General features: G+C 64.0%; 13 protein-coding genes. 11 read left to right on the top strand and 2 right to left on the bottom strand.

Annotated features, from left to right (window positions below; translation table 11 throughout):
• Positions 1–59 precede the first annotated feature (59 nt).
• The gene (gene trpB / locus QZ409_RS02140; protein ID WP_296706619.1) at positions 60–1,301 is read left to right on the top strand and encodes a tryptophan synthase subunit beta; all 1,242 of its coding nucleotides are present in this window, start codon (positions 60–62) and stop codon (positions 1,299–1,301) included.
• 56 nt (positions 1,302–1,357) lie between these two features.
• Here the strand turns inward: trpB and QZ409_RS02135 are convergent, their stop codons facing one another.
• Complete coding sequence (locus tag QZ409_RS02135) at positions 1,358–1,807, bottom strand: VOC family protein (RefSeq protein ID WP_296706617.1); 450 nt, start codon at positions 1,805–1,807, stop codon at positions 1,358–1,360.
• Between the two features lie 54 nt (positions 1,808–1,861).
• Between QZ409_RS02135 and QZ409_RS02130 the strand changes: the two genes are divergently transcribed.
• The 5 genes from QZ409_RS02130 to QZ409_RS02110 all read left to right on the top strand — a co-directional run bounded on the left by QZ409_RS02130 (position 1,862) and on the right by QZ409_RS02110 (position 6,201).
• Positions 1,862–2,308 (top strand): MarR family transcriptional regulator, encoded by a 447-nt coding sequence (locus tag QZ409_RS02130; RefSeq protein ID WP_296706614.1) that lies wholly within the window; start codon positions 1,862–1,864, stop codon positions 2,306–2,308.
• A gap of 44 nt (positions 2,309–2,352) precedes the next feature.
• Positions 2,353–3,195 (top strand): tryptophan synthase subunit alpha, encoded by an 843-nt coding sequence (trpA, locus tag QZ409_RS02125; protein ID WP_296706612.1) that lies wholly within the window; start codon positions 2,353–2,355, stop codon positions 3,193–3,195.
• Positions 3,192–4,052, top strand: coding sequence for an acetyl-CoA carboxylase, carboxyltransferase subunit beta (gene accD / locus QZ409_RS02120; protein WP_296706610.1), 861 nt, complete (start codon positions 3,192–3,194; stop codon positions 4,050–4,052). Before trpA ends, accD begins: the two co-directional genes overlap by 4 nt.
• Positions 4,053–4,062: 10 nt before the next feature.
• Entirely contained in the window at positions 4,063–5,376 is a 1,314-nt protein-coding gene (locus QZ409_RS02115; protein ID WP_296706608.1) for a folylpolyglutamate synthase/dihydrofolate synthase family protein, read from the top strand.
• A 192-nt stretch (positions 5,377–5,568) separates the two neighbouring features.
• Complete coding sequence (locus tag QZ409_RS02110; RefSeq protein ID WP_296706607.1) at positions 5,569–6,201, top strand: GNAT family N-acetyltransferase; 633 nt, start codon at positions 5,569–5,571, stop codon at positions 6,199–6,201.
• Here QZ409_RS02110 and QZ409_RS02105 read toward each other — a convergent pair.
• Positions 6,160–8,502, bottom strand: coding sequence for an Orn/Lys/Arg decarboxylase N-terminal domain-containing protein (locus QZ409_RS02105; RefSeq protein WP_296706605.1), 2,343 nt, complete (start codon positions 8,500–8,502; stop codon positions 6,160–6,162). The genes QZ409_RS02110 and QZ409_RS02105 overlap by 42 nt on opposite strands.
• A gap of 200 nt (positions 8,503–8,702) precedes the next feature.
• On the opposite strand from QZ409_RS02105, the gene QZ409_RS02100 reads away from it, so the two are divergent.
• The 5 genes from QZ409_RS02100 (at position 8,703) to QZ409_RS02080 (ending at position 15,356) form a co-directional block, all read left to right on the top strand.
• On the top strand, positions 8,703–10,049 hold the full coding sequence (locus tag QZ409_RS02100; RefSeq protein ID WP_296706604.1) for a TIGR03808 family TAT-translocated repetitive protein: 1,347 nt from the start codon (positions 8,703–8,705) through the stop codon (positions 10,047–10,049).
• Positions 10,050–10,180: 131 nt separating this feature from the next.
• Positions 10,181–11,140 (top strand): glutathione synthase, encoded by a 960-nt coding sequence (gene gshB, locus QZ409_RS02095; RefSeq protein ID WP_296706790.1) that lies wholly within the window; start codon positions 10,181–10,183, stop codon positions 11,138–11,140.
• Complete coding sequence (locus QZ409_RS02090; RefSeq protein WP_296706602.1) at positions 11,137–13,950, top strand: [protein-PII] uridylyltransferase; 2,814 nt, start codon at positions 11,137–11,139, stop codon at positions 13,948–13,950. Before gshB ends, QZ409_RS02090 begins: the two co-directional genes overlap by 4 nt.
• A 53-nt stretch (positions 13,951–14,003) precedes the next feature.
• Entirely contained in the window at positions 14,004–14,594 is a 591-nt protein-coding gene (gene grpE / locus QZ409_RS02085; protein ID WP_296706601.1) for a nucleotide exchange factor GrpE, read from the top strand.
• A gap of 156 nt (positions 14,595–14,750) precedes the next feature.
• The gene (locus tag QZ409_RS02080) at positions 14,751–15,356 is read left to right on the top strand and encodes an alpha-ketoglutarate-dependent dioxygenase AlkB (RefSeq protein WP_296706599.1); all 606 of its coding nucleotides are present in this window, start codon (positions 14,751–14,753) and stop codon (positions 15,354–15,356) included.

Genomic DNA, 15,356 nt, shown 5'->3' with positions numbered 1-15,356 from the left:
TCAGTCGGCTCAGCCCGGCGCTCCGTCCCGGCGCGCGCGAAAGAGCCAAGAGCAGAGCCATGAACAGTCAATCGCCCAAACTCGCGCCCAAACTTGCGGCCAATTCCCTGCGTCAGGGCCCCGACGCGCGCGGTCATTTCGGCATATTCGGCGGGCGTTTCGTCGCCGAAACCTTGATGCCGCTGATCCTGTCGCTGGAAAAGGCCTATGACGCGGCGCGTCAGGACCCGGCCTATCACGCCGAGCTGAAATATCTGCTCACCCATTATGTCGGGCGGCCGAGCCCGCTCTATTTCGCGGAGCGCATGACCGAGCATCTCGGCGGCGCGAAGATCTATTTCAAGCGCGAGGAGCTGAACCACACCGGCGCGCACAAGATCAACAATGTGCTCGGCCAGATCCTGCTCGCGCGGCGCATGGGCAAGAAGCGCATCATCGCGGAGACGGGCGCGGGCCAGCACGGCGTCGCCACCGCCACGGCCTGCGCGCGTTTCGGCCTCGAATGCGTGGTCTATATGGGCGCGGTGGACGTCGAGCGGCAGAAGCCCAACGTCTTCCGCATGAACCTGCTCGGCGCGAAGGTCGTGCCCGTGCAGTCCGGCGCGCGGACGCTCAAGGACGCCATGAACGAGGCCCTGCGCGACTGGGTCACCAATGTCGACGACACGTTTTATTGCATCGGCACCGCGGCCGGCCCGCATCCTTATCCGGCCATGGTGCGCGATTTCCAATGCGTGATCGGCGATGAAACCCGTGAACAGATGATGGCCGCGGAAGGCCGCCTGCCGGATTCGCTGTTCGCCTGCATCGGCGGCGGCTCCAACGCCATCGGCCTGTTCCATCCTTTCCTCGATGATCCTTCGGTCGAGTTGTACGGCGTCGAGGCGGCGGGGCACGGCCTGAACGTGGAAAACGGCCACGCGGCCTCGCTGGCCGGCGGTCGTCCCGGCGTGCTGCATGGCAACCGCACTTATCTTTTGATGGACGATGACGGCCAGATTCTCGAAGGCCATTCCATCTCGGCGGGGCTTGACTATCCCGGCATCGGCCCGGAACACGCCTGGCTGAAGGAGAACGGCCGGGTGACCTATCTCTCGGCCACCGACAAGGAGGCGCTGGACGCTTTCCAGCTCTGTTCGCAGCTCGAAGGCATTATTCCAGCGCTGGAGCCGGCCCACGCCCTTGCCCGAATCGTCGAGATCGCGCCGAAAAAGCCGAGGGACCATCTGATGGTCCTCGGCCTGTCGGGGCGTGGCGACAAGGATATCTTCGCCGTCGCGGAACATCTCGGCGGCATGTGACTCGGTTGCGCCTTCCGGCGCAGCTCAGTGACGCCGCGCGTAGTGGGCGCCTTATGTCAGGCCTTGGCCAAATTGGCGGCGAGTTCTTCCGGCGGTCGCGGGCAATCGACCATCCAGGAGCCGCCGAAGCGGTCGGAGAACATCGCGTAATAACGCGACCAGAAGGTCTCGCCGGGCGGCATGAACATCTGCCCGCCCTCGGCGAGCTCCGCGATGACGCGCTTCGCCTCTTCGACGTCAGCGACTGAAATATGCACGGTGACGTTGCGGGACTGGCCGCCGTCCGGGCCGCAGTCCTGCGCCATGTCGCTGGCCATCAGGCGGAAGCCGTCCTTTTCGAGACAGGCGTGCATCACCTTCTTTTCCGCGCCCGGGGCGATGGGCGTTCCGGCGGGCGCCTGGGCGTAAGGAAACATGGCGACGATTTTCGCGCCCAGCGCCTTCTCATAATGCGCGAAAGCTTCGGCGCAATTTCCGGGAAACATCAGATAGGGCGTGAACTGCATTGCAAACCTCCCGATTTTCCTTGACAGTTAAGTTGATATCAACATAAATAAATCATGTCAACCGCGCCCGATCTGCTGCCCTTCGAGACGACCCATCGCATCCGCGACACTTGCTTGTGTCTTCACGTTCAGAGGGCGGCGCGCGCCCTGGCCCGGACCTTCGACGAGGCCCTGCGCCCGCTCGACCTTACCAATGGCCAATTCTCCCTGCTCAATGCATTGAATCGCCCGGCGCCTGCCGCCATCTCGCCGGTGGCGTCCCTCCTCGCCATGGACCGCACCACGCTCACCGCCGCCTTGAAGCCTCTGGAGCGGCGCGGCCTCGTCGCGATCGAGAAAGATCCCAAGGACCGGCGCGGCAGGCTCCTGATCCTGACGCCCGAAGGCCGCGCGCTGCTGGCGCGCGCCGCGCCCATCTGGGAAAGGATTCACGCCGCAATAGAGGGGCGTCTCGGCGCCGGCGCGGAAAACTTGCGGCAGGGTTTGCGCGAATTGGCCTGAACCGCCCGTTTTCAAGGGCGGCGCATTGTGCTACCCCCACGGCCATGACTGCTCGCCTTGAAAACCGTTTCGCCGATTGCCGCGCGAAAAACCGCGCCGCTCTCGTCACCTTCGTCATGGGGGGAGACCCCGACCCGGCAATTTCGCTTGAGATCCTCAAGGCGCTGCCCAAGGCTGGCGCCGACGTCATCGAAATCGGCATGCCGTTCAGCGATCCCATGGCCGACGGCCCCGCCATCCAGGCCGCGGGCCTGCGCGCGCTGCACGCCGGGATGAAGTTGAAAGACGTGTTGAAGCTCGTCGCGGATTTCCGCCGCGAGGACGCCGACACGCCGATCATCCTGATGGGCTATTACAATCCGATCTATGTCTATGGCGTGGAAAAATTCCTGGCCGACGCCAAGGCCGCCGGCGCGGACGGCATGATCGTGGTCGATCTGCCCCCGGAAGAGGATGGGGAATTGTGCCTCCCGGCCCTCAAGGCGGGGCTGGCCTTCATCCGTCTGGCGACGCCGACGACGGACGACGCCCGCCTGCCCGCCGTCCTCGCCAACACCTCGGGCTTCGTCTATTATGTGTCGATCACCGGCATCACCGGAGCGGCGCGGCCCGATTATTCCCGGGTCGCCACGGCGGTGAAGCGCATCAAGGGCCATACGGCTCTGCCGGTCGCGGTCGGCTTCGGCGTCAAGGACGCCGCCGCCGCCCATGAAATCGCGTCCAACGCCGATGGCGTGGTGGTCGGCTCGGCCCTGATCGACGCTTTGGCCAAGACGCTCGACGCGCAGGGGCGCGGCGGGCCGGCGACGGTCGCGGCGGTCGGCAAACTGGTTGGCGAACTGGCGGCGGGCGTCGCCAGCGCCGCGAAGGAGAGCGTGAGGCCATGAATTGGATCTCCAATGTCGTTCCGCCGAAGATCCGCTCCTTTCTGAAGCGCGACACGCCGGAAAACCTCTGGGTCAAATGTCCCGAAAGCGGCGCGCTGGTCTTCCACAAGGATCTGGAAGCCAATCTCTTCGTGGTGCCGACCTCCGGCTATCACATGCGGATTCCGCCGAAGGCGCGGCTGGAGGCATTGTTCGACGACGGCGCCTATGACAGCCTTCCCCTCCCGGAAGTTGCCGCCGATCCGCTGAAATTCCGCGACATCAAGCGTTACACCGACCGGATCAAGGACTATCGCGCCAAGACCGGCGTCTATGACGCCGTGACCCTGGCCGCCGGCGCCCTGCAGGGAACGCAAGTGACGGTCGCGGTGCAGGATTTCGAGTTTTTGGGCGGTTCGCTCGGCATGGCGGCGGGCGAAGCCATCGTCTCCGGCATGTTCCGGGCCATCGAGAAGAAGACGCCCTTCATCATTTTCACAGCCTCGGGCGGCGCGCGCATGCAGGAGGGCATGTTCTCCCTGATGCAGATGCCGCGCACAACTGTGGCGGTCGAGCGCCTGAAGGCGGCAAAGCTGCCCTATATTGTGGTGCTGACCAATCCGACCACGGGCGGCGTCACCGCCTCCTACGCCATGCTGGGGGACATTCACATCGCCGAGCCCGGCGCGGTGATCGGCTTCGCCGGCGCGCGCGTGATCGAGCAGACCATTCGCGAGCGCCTGCCGCAGGGTTTCCAGCGCGCGGAATATCTGCGCCAGCACGGCATGGTCGATATGGTCGTTCCCCGCGCGGACATGCGCGAAACGCTCGGCCGCATTTGCCGCCTGCTGACCAAGGCGCCCGCGCAAGCGGCCTGACAAGGCGGACATGACAGCGCCCGACGTCCTTCTCGGGCGCCTGCTCGACCTTCATCCAAAACGGATCGACCTTTCTCTGGGCCGTATCCAACGGCTGCTGACGTCGCTCGGCGAACCGCAACGGCGTCTGCCGCCGGTGATCCACGTCGCAGGCACCAATGGCAAGGGCTCCACCATCGCCTTCATGCGCGCGGTGCTGGAGGCGGCCGGTCTCGGCGTCCATGTCTATACCTCGCCCCATCTCGTCGCCTTCCGCGAACGCATCCGGCTCGCCGCGCCGGGGGGCGGCAAGCTGGTGTCCGACGAAGCTCTGGCGGAAGCGCTGGCGGCGGTCGAGCAAGCCAGTGCCGGCGAGCCGATCACCTTTTTCGAGGCGACCACGGCGGCGGCGTTCAAACTCTTCGCCGATCATCGCGCCGATGTCCTTCTGCTCGAGGTCGGCCTTGGCGGCCGTTTCGACGCCACCAATGTCATCGATGCGCCCGCTTGCGCCGTGATCACGCCCATCTCAATCGACCATGTCGAATTTTTGGGCGATTCCATCGCGAAGATCGCCTTTGAAAAGGCCGGGATCATCAAGGCCGGCGCGCCCGTGATCGTCTCGGCGCAGAGCGACGAGGCCGTGGCCGTGCTGGAGCGCGAGGCCGCCCGGCAGGGCGCGCCGCTTTCGCTCTATGGGCAGGATTTCCTGTGCCGCGCCGAACGCGGGCGCATGGTCTATGAGGACGAGAGCGGCCTGCTCGATCTGCCTTTGCCGAGGCTTGCGGGCCGCCATCAACTGGTCAATGCGGGAACGGCGATCGCCGCCTTGCGGCGATGCCTGCCGGACCTGTCCTTCGCGGCGTTCGAAACAGGCGTCGTGAAGGCGAACTGGCCGGGACGGTTGCAGAATATCGGGCGCGGGCGGCTCGCGGCGCTCGCGCCCAAGGGCGCCGAGCTTTGGCTCGACGGCGGCCATAATGAGGCCGGAGCCCGCGTGCTGGCCGAGGCGATGGCCGATTGCGAAGACAAGGCGTCGCGTCCGCTGATTCTGCTTTATGGCGGCCTTCAGAGCAAGGACGCCGCCGGTTTCCTGCGCCATTTCGTCGGGCTTGCGGCGGAGGTGTTCGCCCTGCCGGTGCGCGGCGAACAGGCGGGCCGGCCCCCCGAGCAGGTCGTGGCGATCGCGCGGAGCCTCGGCTTGAAGGCGGAGAGCTGTTCGGGCGCCGAAGAGGCCTTGCGCGCGCTCGCTCGCCATGATTCGCCGCCGCCGCGCATTCTCATCGCCGGCTCGCTCTATCTCGTCGGCGAAATTCTCGCCGCCAATGGAACCCCGCCCGAATAACGCACGTTCCAGCGCGCGCGGAAATCGGCTCGAGCCTCTCCCGATCCGATTGCGTCGGATCGGGGCTCTCGTTTTTCGTTTCCACGCGTTTTCGCTTCGCGGACCTTCGGTACTTGACTCGAACCGGTATCCACTTCTCTTGAAAACGCTGCTAAGGGAAGGCGCGCCCACGCCAAGGAGAGCGGCCTCGCCATGCAGCCCATCGCGCCGGACCAGCAGACCGAAAGCCCGATGACCCCGGAAGCCGGCAGGATCGTCGTCCGCCCTTCGACCGAGGCCGACGCCCCGGCGATGCTCGCCATCTACAAAGGCTATGTCACCCATGGCCTGAACAATGGCGCGGAAATCGAGCCCATGCATGCCGACGACATCAAGCGCCGGCGCAAGAACATGCAGAAGCATCGCCTGCCGCATCTGGTCGCGGAGCTGGACGGTGTCGTGATCGGCTACGCCTATGCCGTGCCCTTCCGCAAGCGGCCGGCCTATCGCTATTGCGTCAAGCATTCGATCTATGTGCATGAAAATCATCTGCGCGCGGGCGCCGGACGCAGGCTGCTTCCAGCCCTGATCGAGGCCTGCGCCGAGGCCGGCTACCGGCAGATGATCGCCTATGTCGATTCGGAGAATCAGGCTTCGCTCAACCTGCACGAAGCCTGCGGTTTCCGCCGCGTCGCTTATCTCGAAGGCATTGGGTTCCGCTTCGGGAAGTGGACCGACAGCGTGATGCTCCAGCGCGCGCTGGGGCCGGGCGCCAGCGAACCGCCGCCCGGCCATGTGCCGATGTCACGCGCCGGGATCAGCCACATAAGTATGGAATCGGATTGAGCCGTCCGACGCGATCTCGCGATAGACGCCCTGGATTTCCGCCTCGAAGCCCGGGAAAAGATTGGCGCCGCGCTCAAAAGTCTTGAGATAGTCGAGCATGGGCCTGGCGCGCTCGTCGAGGATTTCGCCCGGCGCGATGGTCGCAATGCCCGGCGGATAGACGACCCAGAGCGTCGTGGCCATCTTGCCCTCGACCTGGTCGATCGGCAGGTACTGGACCTGATTGCGGGTCAGTTTCTGCACCGCCTCCTGCGGCGGCATGGCGGGGCGCGGCAGATGTTCCGGGCGGAACTGGCGGCGCTGGAGATCGCTGGTGCCGGCGTCGCGATAGAAGGCGTGCATCTGCTGGCACAGGTCGCGCAGCCGCATCCCGGCGTAACGCTTGGCGCGCTTCGCCACGAATTCCGGAATGACCTCTTCCAGCGGCGCGTTTTGGTCATGATAGGTCTTGAAGGCGACAAGCGCGGAGATCAGCGCGCCCGCCTTGCTCGATTCGACGCCCGGCGTCAGCAGGAAGAGCAGCGAGTTGAGGTCGTTCTTCTCGGCGACGATGCGGTTTTCGCGCAGATATTGCGCGACGACCGGCGCGGGCACGCCATGATCGAGATATTTGCCATTGGCGCGGTCGAAGCCCGGCGTGATGAGCGTGAGTTTGCAGGGGTCTGTCAGGGCATAGTCATCGGCCACATGACGGAAGCCGTGCCAGGCGGCGCCGGGATGGAAAGTCCAATAAGTGGGGTTGCCTGCGAGATCGTCGGTCGAGACGTCCTCCCAGGCCATGCGGCCGTCCGGCGTATCGACTTCGTCGGCGACGAAGGGATCGAAGAACCAGGCGCGGTCCTTGCTCTTGGCCTTTTCCTGGAACTCCTGACCGAGCGCCCGAATTTTCTTGCGGATCTCGATGCCGAGGCGAATCGTATCGTCCCAGAGGACTTCGCCCGACTTGCCCTTCATCATTTGCGCGCCGACGTCGAGCGAGGCGAACAAGGGATAGAAGGGCGAGGTCGAGGCGTGGACCAGGAAGGTCTCGTTGAAGCGGCGATGTTCGATGCGCCGCGCCTGTCCCTTGATGTGCCGGTCCTTGACGTGAATCTGCGAGGCTTGTGAAAAGCTCGCCAGCTGCTTGTGCGTCGATTGGGTGGCGATGATTCCGGGCGCGTCCGGGCCGAGATCCTTCAGGCCCATGGCGAAATGGCCGGAGAAGATCGGGTGGAATTTCATGAAGCCGGCCCAGGCTTCGTCGAACAGGATATAGTCGCAGAGGGGGCCGATCTTGGCGAGAATGGTCTCGGCGCTGTAGATCGTGCCGTCATAGGAACATTGTTCGATCACGGCGACGCGGAACGGACGCTCCTTTTTCGAGGCTTCCTTATCCGTCACCAGCGGATTTTCGCGGATCTTCTTGCGGATTTTCTTCTCGTCCAGCGCCTCGTAATCGATCGGCCCGATCATGCCTTGCGCGTTGCGGTCTGTTTCGAGATAGATCGGCACGCCGCCGCCGAGCATCAGGGCGCCGTGATGGGCGGCCTTGTGATTGTTGCGGTCGAACAGGACCAGATCGCCGGGGGCGACAAGGGCCCCGAGCACGATCTTGTTGGAGGCCGAGGTGCCGTTGAGGACGAAATAGGTCCGCTCGGCGCCGAATATCTTCGCCGCCTCCTTCTGAGCGCGCAGGGCCGGGCCTTCATGGACGAGCAGGTCGCCCAGCTCCAGTACGGAATTGTCGAGATCGTCGCGGAAGATGGCCTCGCCGAGATGTTCGACGAAAATCCGGCCGATCGGGCTGCGCGAATAGAACACGCCGCCATTATGGCCGGGGCAGGTCCAGAGCTGGTTGCCTTCCTCGGCATAATCGACCAGTTCGCCAAAAAAGGGCGTCTTCATGGTCTCGGCATATTGCTTGAGCTTGCTGACGAGGTTCTTGGCGATGAATTCCGGCGTCTCCTCGGCGAGGAAGACATAGCCGTCGACATTGTCGAGCACGTCGATCGGCAGATCCTCGAAACGCTTGCGGCGCACCAGCAGGATGATCGGCATTTCGAGGCCGCGGCGGCGGACATAGGAGATCAGGCTCGCCGTCTTGCTGGTCATCCCCTTCTTGCCCCAATCGACGATCATGCAGCCGATGGCGGCGTCGGTCTTGATCGCGAGTTCGGCGTCCTCGACGCGGCGGGCGCGGATGACCTCGAAGCCGGATTTCTCCACCGCGGCGATGATTTGCCTCAAGCGCTCGCCTTCCAGCTCGTCGGCGTCAAAGGCCGGAGCGCAGACGAGAAAGGTGAAGCGGCGGAAATAGTCCATGACGGCCCCGGAAATGCGTGGATTCGCGCGTTGATTTGACGCGTGGCGATGACTCTTTGATGAAATTTTGCGTCCTGCCAAGTCCGGAACGGGCCGAGGCGCAAATTTACCGGGACGAAGCGTCGCCCGCCCTTGCCGATCGCGCAAAATCGTCGCGCCGTCTTTGCGCTTTTTCCATCTTCCTGCGGCGATAATGGCCAATGATCGAACTGCATATTCCCCGGACCCGCCGCCGGCTTCTTGCGACCGTCGCGCGGGCGGCGGGCCTGATCCCGTTTTACAGCGCCATGGCGCGCGCTCAATCCGACCCGGTCGCCGCCGCGACCGTCGAGTTCATTGCCGGAATGACGGAAGCCGCGCGCGCGCAAAAGGCTTATCGCCTGAAGCGCGGCGTCACGACGCTTTACCGCGTGGTTCTGCCGGAAGGCGCCCATCTCGTCGGCGCGCCGGGCGGCTCGATCCTGCGGCTGGGCTATGACGGCGGCCTGCTGGCCAATGAATCGCCGCTGCGATCGGTCAATTTGGAAGATATCGTCTTCGACGGCGCCAATCGCCCCATCAACGACGCCTTCGGCTTGTTGAATTTCTACGATGTGGCCCAGGTGGCGATGGAGAACTGCACAGTCCGCAACAGCGCGACCGGCTTGTTCCAACATCGCAGCGGCGGCAGGATCAGGCTTTGTACGTTTCAGGACCTGACGGGAACCGCCATCCATGACGACAATTGCGCCGGCATGGTGATCGACGCCAACAGGATCCGGCGCTGCGGCGACAATGGAATCCACCATTGGAGCCTGCATTCGAAGCGCCATGACGGCTCGCGAATCAGCAATAATGTGATCACGGACATCTCCAACCGCTCCGGCGGCGTCGGCATGTATGGCAATGGCGTGCGGGTGGCGGAATGCGGCCCGGTCACGATCGAGAACAATGTCATCGAGCGTTGCGCCTATACCGCCGTGCGCAATACTGGCGGCTGGGACATTGTCGTCGCCGACAATCGCTGCAAGAGCTTCAATGAAAAGGCGATGTATGCCGAATTCGGCTTCCGCAACGCTACATTCCGCAACAATGTCATCGCCGATTGCGGCGCGGGCATTTCCGCGACCAATTATCTCGGGCCGGGCGACGGCGCGGGCGCGCTGATCGCCGGCAATATCGTCAGTGGGCTGCGGCCCTCCCATCCCGACGGGGAATTCGGTCCGCGCATGGGCTGGCTGCATGGCGTTCACGGCGAGGGCGACGTCCGCATGGTCGGCAACACGATTGTCGGATCGCCCGCCGTCGCCGTGCTCGCCGGCTTTTACCAGGCGCGCAACAATGTCGTCGTCGAAGCCAACCATCTGATCGACAATGAATACGCCATCGGCTTCGCCACCCAGGGCGAACCCGGCCTTTGCGAGATCGTTGAAAATGAAATGCGCGGCTCGAAAAAGGCGAATATCGTGGCCATGTTCCAGGAGCGGATCGTCAGCGGCGACCTGGCTTTGCCGGGCGCCGTGAACAGTTTCAAGAATGTCGTCATTCGCGGCAACCGCGTGCTGTAGGATCGCGTCGCGTTCAGGCGGCGATTCGGCGGGGTCGTGAATTTGCGTGGTTTTTGAGTTTATTAACAAAGGCGCTAACATCGCCGCCCGCCGCAGCGGCGATGGAGCACGGAGTTCTGGTTGCAATGAGCATGGTCAGGAAAGTCGCCGTCCAGATGGACCCTATCGACCGGATCAACATCGTCGGCGATTCGACCTTTGCGTTGCTGCTCGAAGCCCAGGCGCGCGGTTTCGAGCTGGTCTATTACACGCCCGATCGCCTGTCGCTGCGCGGGAGCGACGTCGTCGCCGTGGCTCAGGACCTGCGCGTGCGCGACGTAAAGGGCGATCATTATGATCTCGGCGCCCCGCGCGAGATTTTTTTGCGCGACATGGACGTGGTGCTGCTGCGCCAGGACCCGCCTTTTGACCTTTCCTACATCACCTCGACCCATCTGCTCGAAAAGATCGGCGGCCGCACATTGGTGGTCAACGATCCCGCCAGCGTGCGCAACGCGCCGGAAAAGCTCTTCGTGATGGATTATCCGGAGCTGATGCCGCCGACGCTCATCACCCGCGACAAAGACGCTATCGACGCCTTCCGCGCCGAGCATGGCGAAGTGGTGATGAAGCCGCTGCACGGCCACGGCGGCGCGGCCGTGTTCCGGCTAATGACGCGGGACGCCAATTATGGTTCGCTCTACGACCTGTTCGCGACCAGTTTCCGCGAGCAATGGGTGGTGCAGAAATTCCTGCCCGCCGTCAGCCGGGGCGACAAGAGAATCATTCTCGTCGATGGCGAGCCCGGCGGCGCGGTCAATCGTGTGCCGGCCGAAAACGACATCCGCTCCAATATGGTGCGCGGCGGGGCCGCCGAGGCGACCGAGCTGTCGCCGCGCGAGAAGGAAATCTGCGCCACGATCGGGCCGGAGCTCAAGAAACGCGGCCTGATCTTCGTCGGCATCGACGTGATCGACGGCTATCTCACCGAGATCAACGTGACCTCGCCGACCGGCATTCGCGCCATCAAGCGCACGGGCGGACCGGATGTCGCGGCGGCGATCTGGAATGCGATCGAAGCCAAGGTCGCGAGCCTGGAGGCCGTGGGATGACCCTGCTAGGTAGTCTCGCCGGCCGCGATCCGCCGGCGCCGGGTTCGAAATGGACTGGCCCTCGCCTCGAATTGCCGATGAAGGCCCTGATCGACCGCGCCGCGCTCGACGCGCGGATCGCTAAACTCGCGGAAAAGCATGGCGGCGCCACGCCGGAATTCCGCAAGGCGGCCGTCGAGGCCCTGGCGGAATGTCTGGCCGAGGGTTCGGCGACGGCGCGGGCGGCGCTGCAGGAGAAGGGTTCGGGTCTCGCTTGCGCGGCGCATCTCGCCTTTGTCGAGGACGAGATCATTCGCGCCATCCATTCCTGCGTGGTGAAATTTATCCATCCGGAGGCGAAGACGGGGCGGCTCTGCGTCGTCGCCGTCGGCGGCTATGGCCGCGGCGCGCTCGCGCCGGGTTCCGATATCGACCTTCTGTTCCTGCTGCCGAGTCGCGGCCACGGGGCGGAAGAGGCGGTAGTCGAATCCATGCTCTATCTGCTTTGGGATCTGAAGCAGAAGGTTGGCCACGCGACGCGAACGATTGACGAATGCCTGCGGCAGGCCAAGGCCGACATGACCATTCGCACGACTTTGCTCGAATGCCGCTTCCTGCTAGGCGACCGCACCCTGCTCGACACTCTGCTGGAGCGGTTCGATCAGGAAATCGTCCGCAATACGGCCCCTGAATTCGTCGCGGCCAAACTCGCAGAACGCGACCAGCGCGTCCAGCGGGCGGGTTCGTCTCGCTATCTGGTCGAGCCCAACGTCAAGGAGGGCAAGGGCGGGTTGCGCGATCTCAACACCCTGTTCTGGATCACGAAATACGCCTATCGCGTGAATGACGCCGAAGCCCTGGTCGGCGTTGGGCTGTTCAGCGAAAATGAATTGCGGCTGTTCCGCCGGTGCGAGACCTTCTTGTGGAAGGTCCGCTGCTTCATGCATTTTCTGACCGGGCGCTCCGAGGAACGCCTGAGCTTTGAATTGCAGCGCCAGGTCGCGGCCCAGCTCGGCTATACCGCGCGCGGCGGCCTTTCGGCCGTCGAACGGTTCATGAAGCATTATTTCACAGTCGCCAAACAGGTTGGCGACCTGACCAATATCGTCTGTGCGGCGCTGGAAGAGCGTCAGGCCAAGCCGCGCGCGGTGTTCGACCGCTTCGTCGGCAAGCTGCGCCGTCGCGCCAAGCCTCGCGATCTCGGACCCTTCGCGCTTGAAACGGATCGCGTCACGGTCGCCTCGACCGACGTCTTCGCCAACGAGCCGATCAATCTCATCAGGCTGTTCCATGTCGCGGCGCGCAATGAATTGCCGATCCACCCGGACGCCCTGCGTCTGGTGACGCAATCCCTGCCGCGCATCGACAACAAGCTGCGCGCCGATCCGGAAGCCAACCGGCTGTTCCTGGAAATCCTGACGTCGCAGAAATCGAGCGAAAGGGCCTTGCGCCTGATGAACGAGGCCGGCGTGCTGGGCCGTTTCATCCCCGATTTTGGCCGCATCGTCGCGATGATGCAGTTTAACATGTACCACCATTATACGGTGGACGAGCATCTGATCCGGGGGCTGGGCCAGCTGGCGGCGGTCGATGCCGGCGAGACCATCGCCGAACTGCCGCTGACCAGTTCGATCATGCCGACGATCAGCCATCGCCGCGCGCTTTACGTCGCCATGCTGCTGCATGATATCGCCAAGGGCCGCAAGGAAGACCATTCCATCATGGGGGCCGAGATCGCCCGCAAGCTGGGGCCGCGCCTCGGTCTGAGCAGCGCGGAGACGGAAACTGTCGCCTGGCTGGTCGAAAACCACCTGATCATGTCGAATATCGCGCAGAGCCGCGATCTCGGCGATCCGCGCACCATCGAAGGCTTCGCCAAGGTCGTGCAAACGATCGAGCGGCTCAAGATGCTGCTGGTTCTCACCGTCTGCGACATTCGCGCGGTCGGCCCGGGCGTCTGGAACGCCTGGAAGGGCGAATTGCTGCGCACGCTTTACTGGGAAACCGAGGTCGTGCTGGCCGGGGGCCATTCCTCGGTCGATCGCCGGCGCCGCGTGAAGAAATCTCAGGAGGAGCTGCGCGCGAAACTCCCGGCCTGGCCGGATCACGAATTCGACGAATATGCGGCGCGGCATTATCCGGCCTATTGGCTCAAGGTCGATTTGCCACATCGTATCGAACACGCGCAGCTGCTTCACGCCAGCGCGGTGGAGATGAATTCGCTGGCGACGGAGGTGGCGACCGACGCCTTCCGCGGCATCACCGAGCTCACTGTGATCGCGCCGGATCATCCGCGCCTGCTGTCGATTATCGCCGGCGCCTGCGCGGCCTCCGGCGCCAATATCGTCGACGCCCAGATCTTCACGACGACGGACGGGTTGGCGCTGGACACGATCTCGATTTCCCGCGCCTTCGAGCGCGATGAGGACGAGCATCGGCGCGGCCAACGGATCGCGCGCGCGATCGAACAGGCCTTGCGCGGCGAAATCAGGCTCAGCGAAATTGTCGCGGCCAAGGCGGGAAACGCGCCCTCGCACGGGGAAACCTTCAACGTGCCGCCCGACGTCGTGATCGACAACAGCCTGTCCCATATGTACAGCGTCGTCGAAGTCTCGGGCCTCGACCGGCCGGGTCTGCTCTATGATCTGACCTTCGCTTTGTCCAAGCTCAACCTGAATATTGCGTCGGCTCACATCGTGACCTTCGGCGAAAAGGCGGTCGATACGTTTTACGTCAGCGACCTGACGGGCGCCAAGGTCGTCAATCCGGCGCGGCAGGGCGCTGTTCGCCGCAATTTGATGGACGTGTTCAACACCAAGCGGAAAGCTTGATTTTTGCCGCGTCCCGCCCGATATGCAGGCGAAAGCAACCAAAAGGCTGAATGATGAACGACGGCAATAATCCGCAGAACGAAAAGCTTTCGCAAACGGATGGCGAACCCGAGAACGCCGCCGACGCGGCTCCGGCCCAGAGCGACGCTGAGCGCGACGCCGCGGCCGTGCAGGCCCTGATCGCGGAAAACGCCAGCCTCAAGGACAAGGTGCTGCGCACCCTGGCGGAGATGGAAAATCTGCGCCGCCGCACGGAGAAGGAAGTCGCCGACGCCAAGGCCTATGGCGTGACTTCGCTCGCCCGCGACATGCTCACCTTCGCAGACAATCTGCGCCGCGCGCTCGAAAACGTGCCAGCCGAAGTCCGAGAGGCCGCCGACAATGCGCTGAAGGCCTTTGTCGAGGGCATCGAGCTGACCGAGCGCGATTTCCTCTCCCGCCTCACCCGCCACGGCGTGCGCAAGCTCGAGCCGAAGGGCCAGAAATTCGATCCGAATTTCCATGAGGCGCTCTATGAGGCCCATGACGAAACCGTTCCGCCTGGCACGGTCGCGCATGTGGTGGAAGAGGGCTTCGCCATTGGCGAGCGGGTTCTGCGCCCGGCCAAGGTCGGCGTGGCCAAAGGCGGCGCCAAGTCCAATTAAGCGCGCCAAGTCGAATTAAGGGCGGCCCCGGCCGAATTGACATTACCGGTTCGCGCCGGGCGGCAGCCCGGCGGGACCGGCTAGGAGCGAATGCGACGCCGAGCTGATGCGAGGGATTCGTTGATCGCGGCGCGCCGCGATCAACGGGAACGCCAAATGCTCCTGCTCAAGCCTGGTCTGCGTCTTTACAAGACGGCGCTCGACCGGGCGGCTCAGGAGGCGCTGCTCGGCGAACTTCGCGCGATTCTGTGCGACGCGCCTTTGTTCCGGCCGAAAATGCCGCGCACCGGCAAGGAATTCTCCGTCCGCATGAGCAATTGCGGGCCGCTTGGCTGGGTATCGGACCTTTCAGGCTATCGTTATCAGCCCCATCATCCCGAAACGGGCCAGCCCTGGCCGCCGATGCCGGAGAGCGTGCTTCGGCTGTGGCGTGATTTTGCCGAAAGCCCGGTCGAGCCGGACGCCTGCCTGATTAATTATTATGACGAGACCGCCCGGATGGGGCCGCATCAGGATCGGGACGAGACGGATTTCTCCGCGCCGATCCTGTCGCTGTCGCTGGGCCTATCCTGCCGCTTCCGCTTCGGCGGCGAGTCGCGCCGCGACCCGAGCGCAACGATTCGCCTCGATTCAGGCGACGTTCTCGTCTTCGGCGGCCCGGCCCGCAAAATGTTCCATGGCGTGGACAGAATCCTGCCCGGAACGTCAACTCTGCTGACGCCGACCGGCCGGATCAACCTGACCCTGCGCCGGGCGGAATGA

Source organism: Rhodoblastus sp., assembly GCF_019449565.1.
Taxonomy (GTDB): domain Bacteria; phylum Pseudomonadota; class Alphaproteobacteria; order Rhizobiales; family Beijerinckiaceae; genus Rhodoblastus.
This window is presented reverse-complemented; position numbering and strand designations above follow the sequence as displayed.

Bases quoted from the DNA above. Each gene is read 5' to 3' on its own strand.
- trpB (WP_296706619.1), top strand. From the start codon at position 60: ATGAACAGTCAATCGCCCAAACTCGCGCCCAAACTTGCGGCCAATTCC.
- QZ409_RS02135 (WP_296706617.1), bottom strand. From the start codon at position 1,807: ATGCAGTTCACGCCCTATCTGATGTTTCCCGGAAATTGCGCCGAAGCT.
- QZ409_RS02130 (WP_296706614.1), top strand. From the start codon at position 1,862: ATGTCAACCGCGCCCGATCTGCTGCCCTTCGAGACGACCCATCGCATC.
- trpA (WP_296706612.1), top strand. From the start codon at position 2,353: ATGACTGCTCGCCTTGAAAACCGTTTCGCCGATTGCCGCGCGAAAAAC.
- accD (WP_296706610.1), top strand. From the start codon at position 3,192: ATGAATTGGATCTCCAATGTCGTTCCGCCGAAGATCCGCTCCTTTCTG.
- QZ409_RS02115 (WP_296706608.1), top strand. From the start codon at position 4,063: ATGACAGCGCCCGACGTCCTTCTCGGGCGCCTGCTCGACCTTCATCCA.
- QZ409_RS02110 (WP_296706607.1), top strand. From the start codon at position 5,569: ATGCAGCCCATCGCGCCGGACCAGCAGACCGAAAGCCCGATGACCCCG.
- QZ409_RS02105 (WP_296706605.1), bottom strand. From the start codon at position 8,502: ATGGACTATTTCCGCCGCTTCACCTTTCTCGTCTGCGCTCCGGCCTTT.
- QZ409_RS02100 (WP_296706604.1), top strand. From the start codon at position 8,703: ATGATCGAACTGCATATTCCCCGGACCCGCCGCCGGCTTCTTGCGACC.
- gshB (WP_296706790.1), top strand. From the start codon at position 10,181: ATGGTCAGGAAAGTCGCCGTCCAGATGGACCCTATCGACCGGATCAAC.
- QZ409_RS02090 (WP_296706602.1), top strand. From the start codon at position 11,137: ATGACCCTGCTAGGTAGTCTCGCCGGCCGCGATCCGCCGGCGCCGGGT.
- grpE (WP_296706601.1), top strand. From the start codon at position 14,004: ATGAACGACGGCAATAATCCGCAGAACGAAAAGCTTTCGCAAACGGAT.
- QZ409_RS02080 (WP_296706599.1), top strand. From the start codon at position 14,751: ATGCTCCTGCTCAAGCCTGGTCTGCGTCTTTACAAGACGGCGCTCGAC.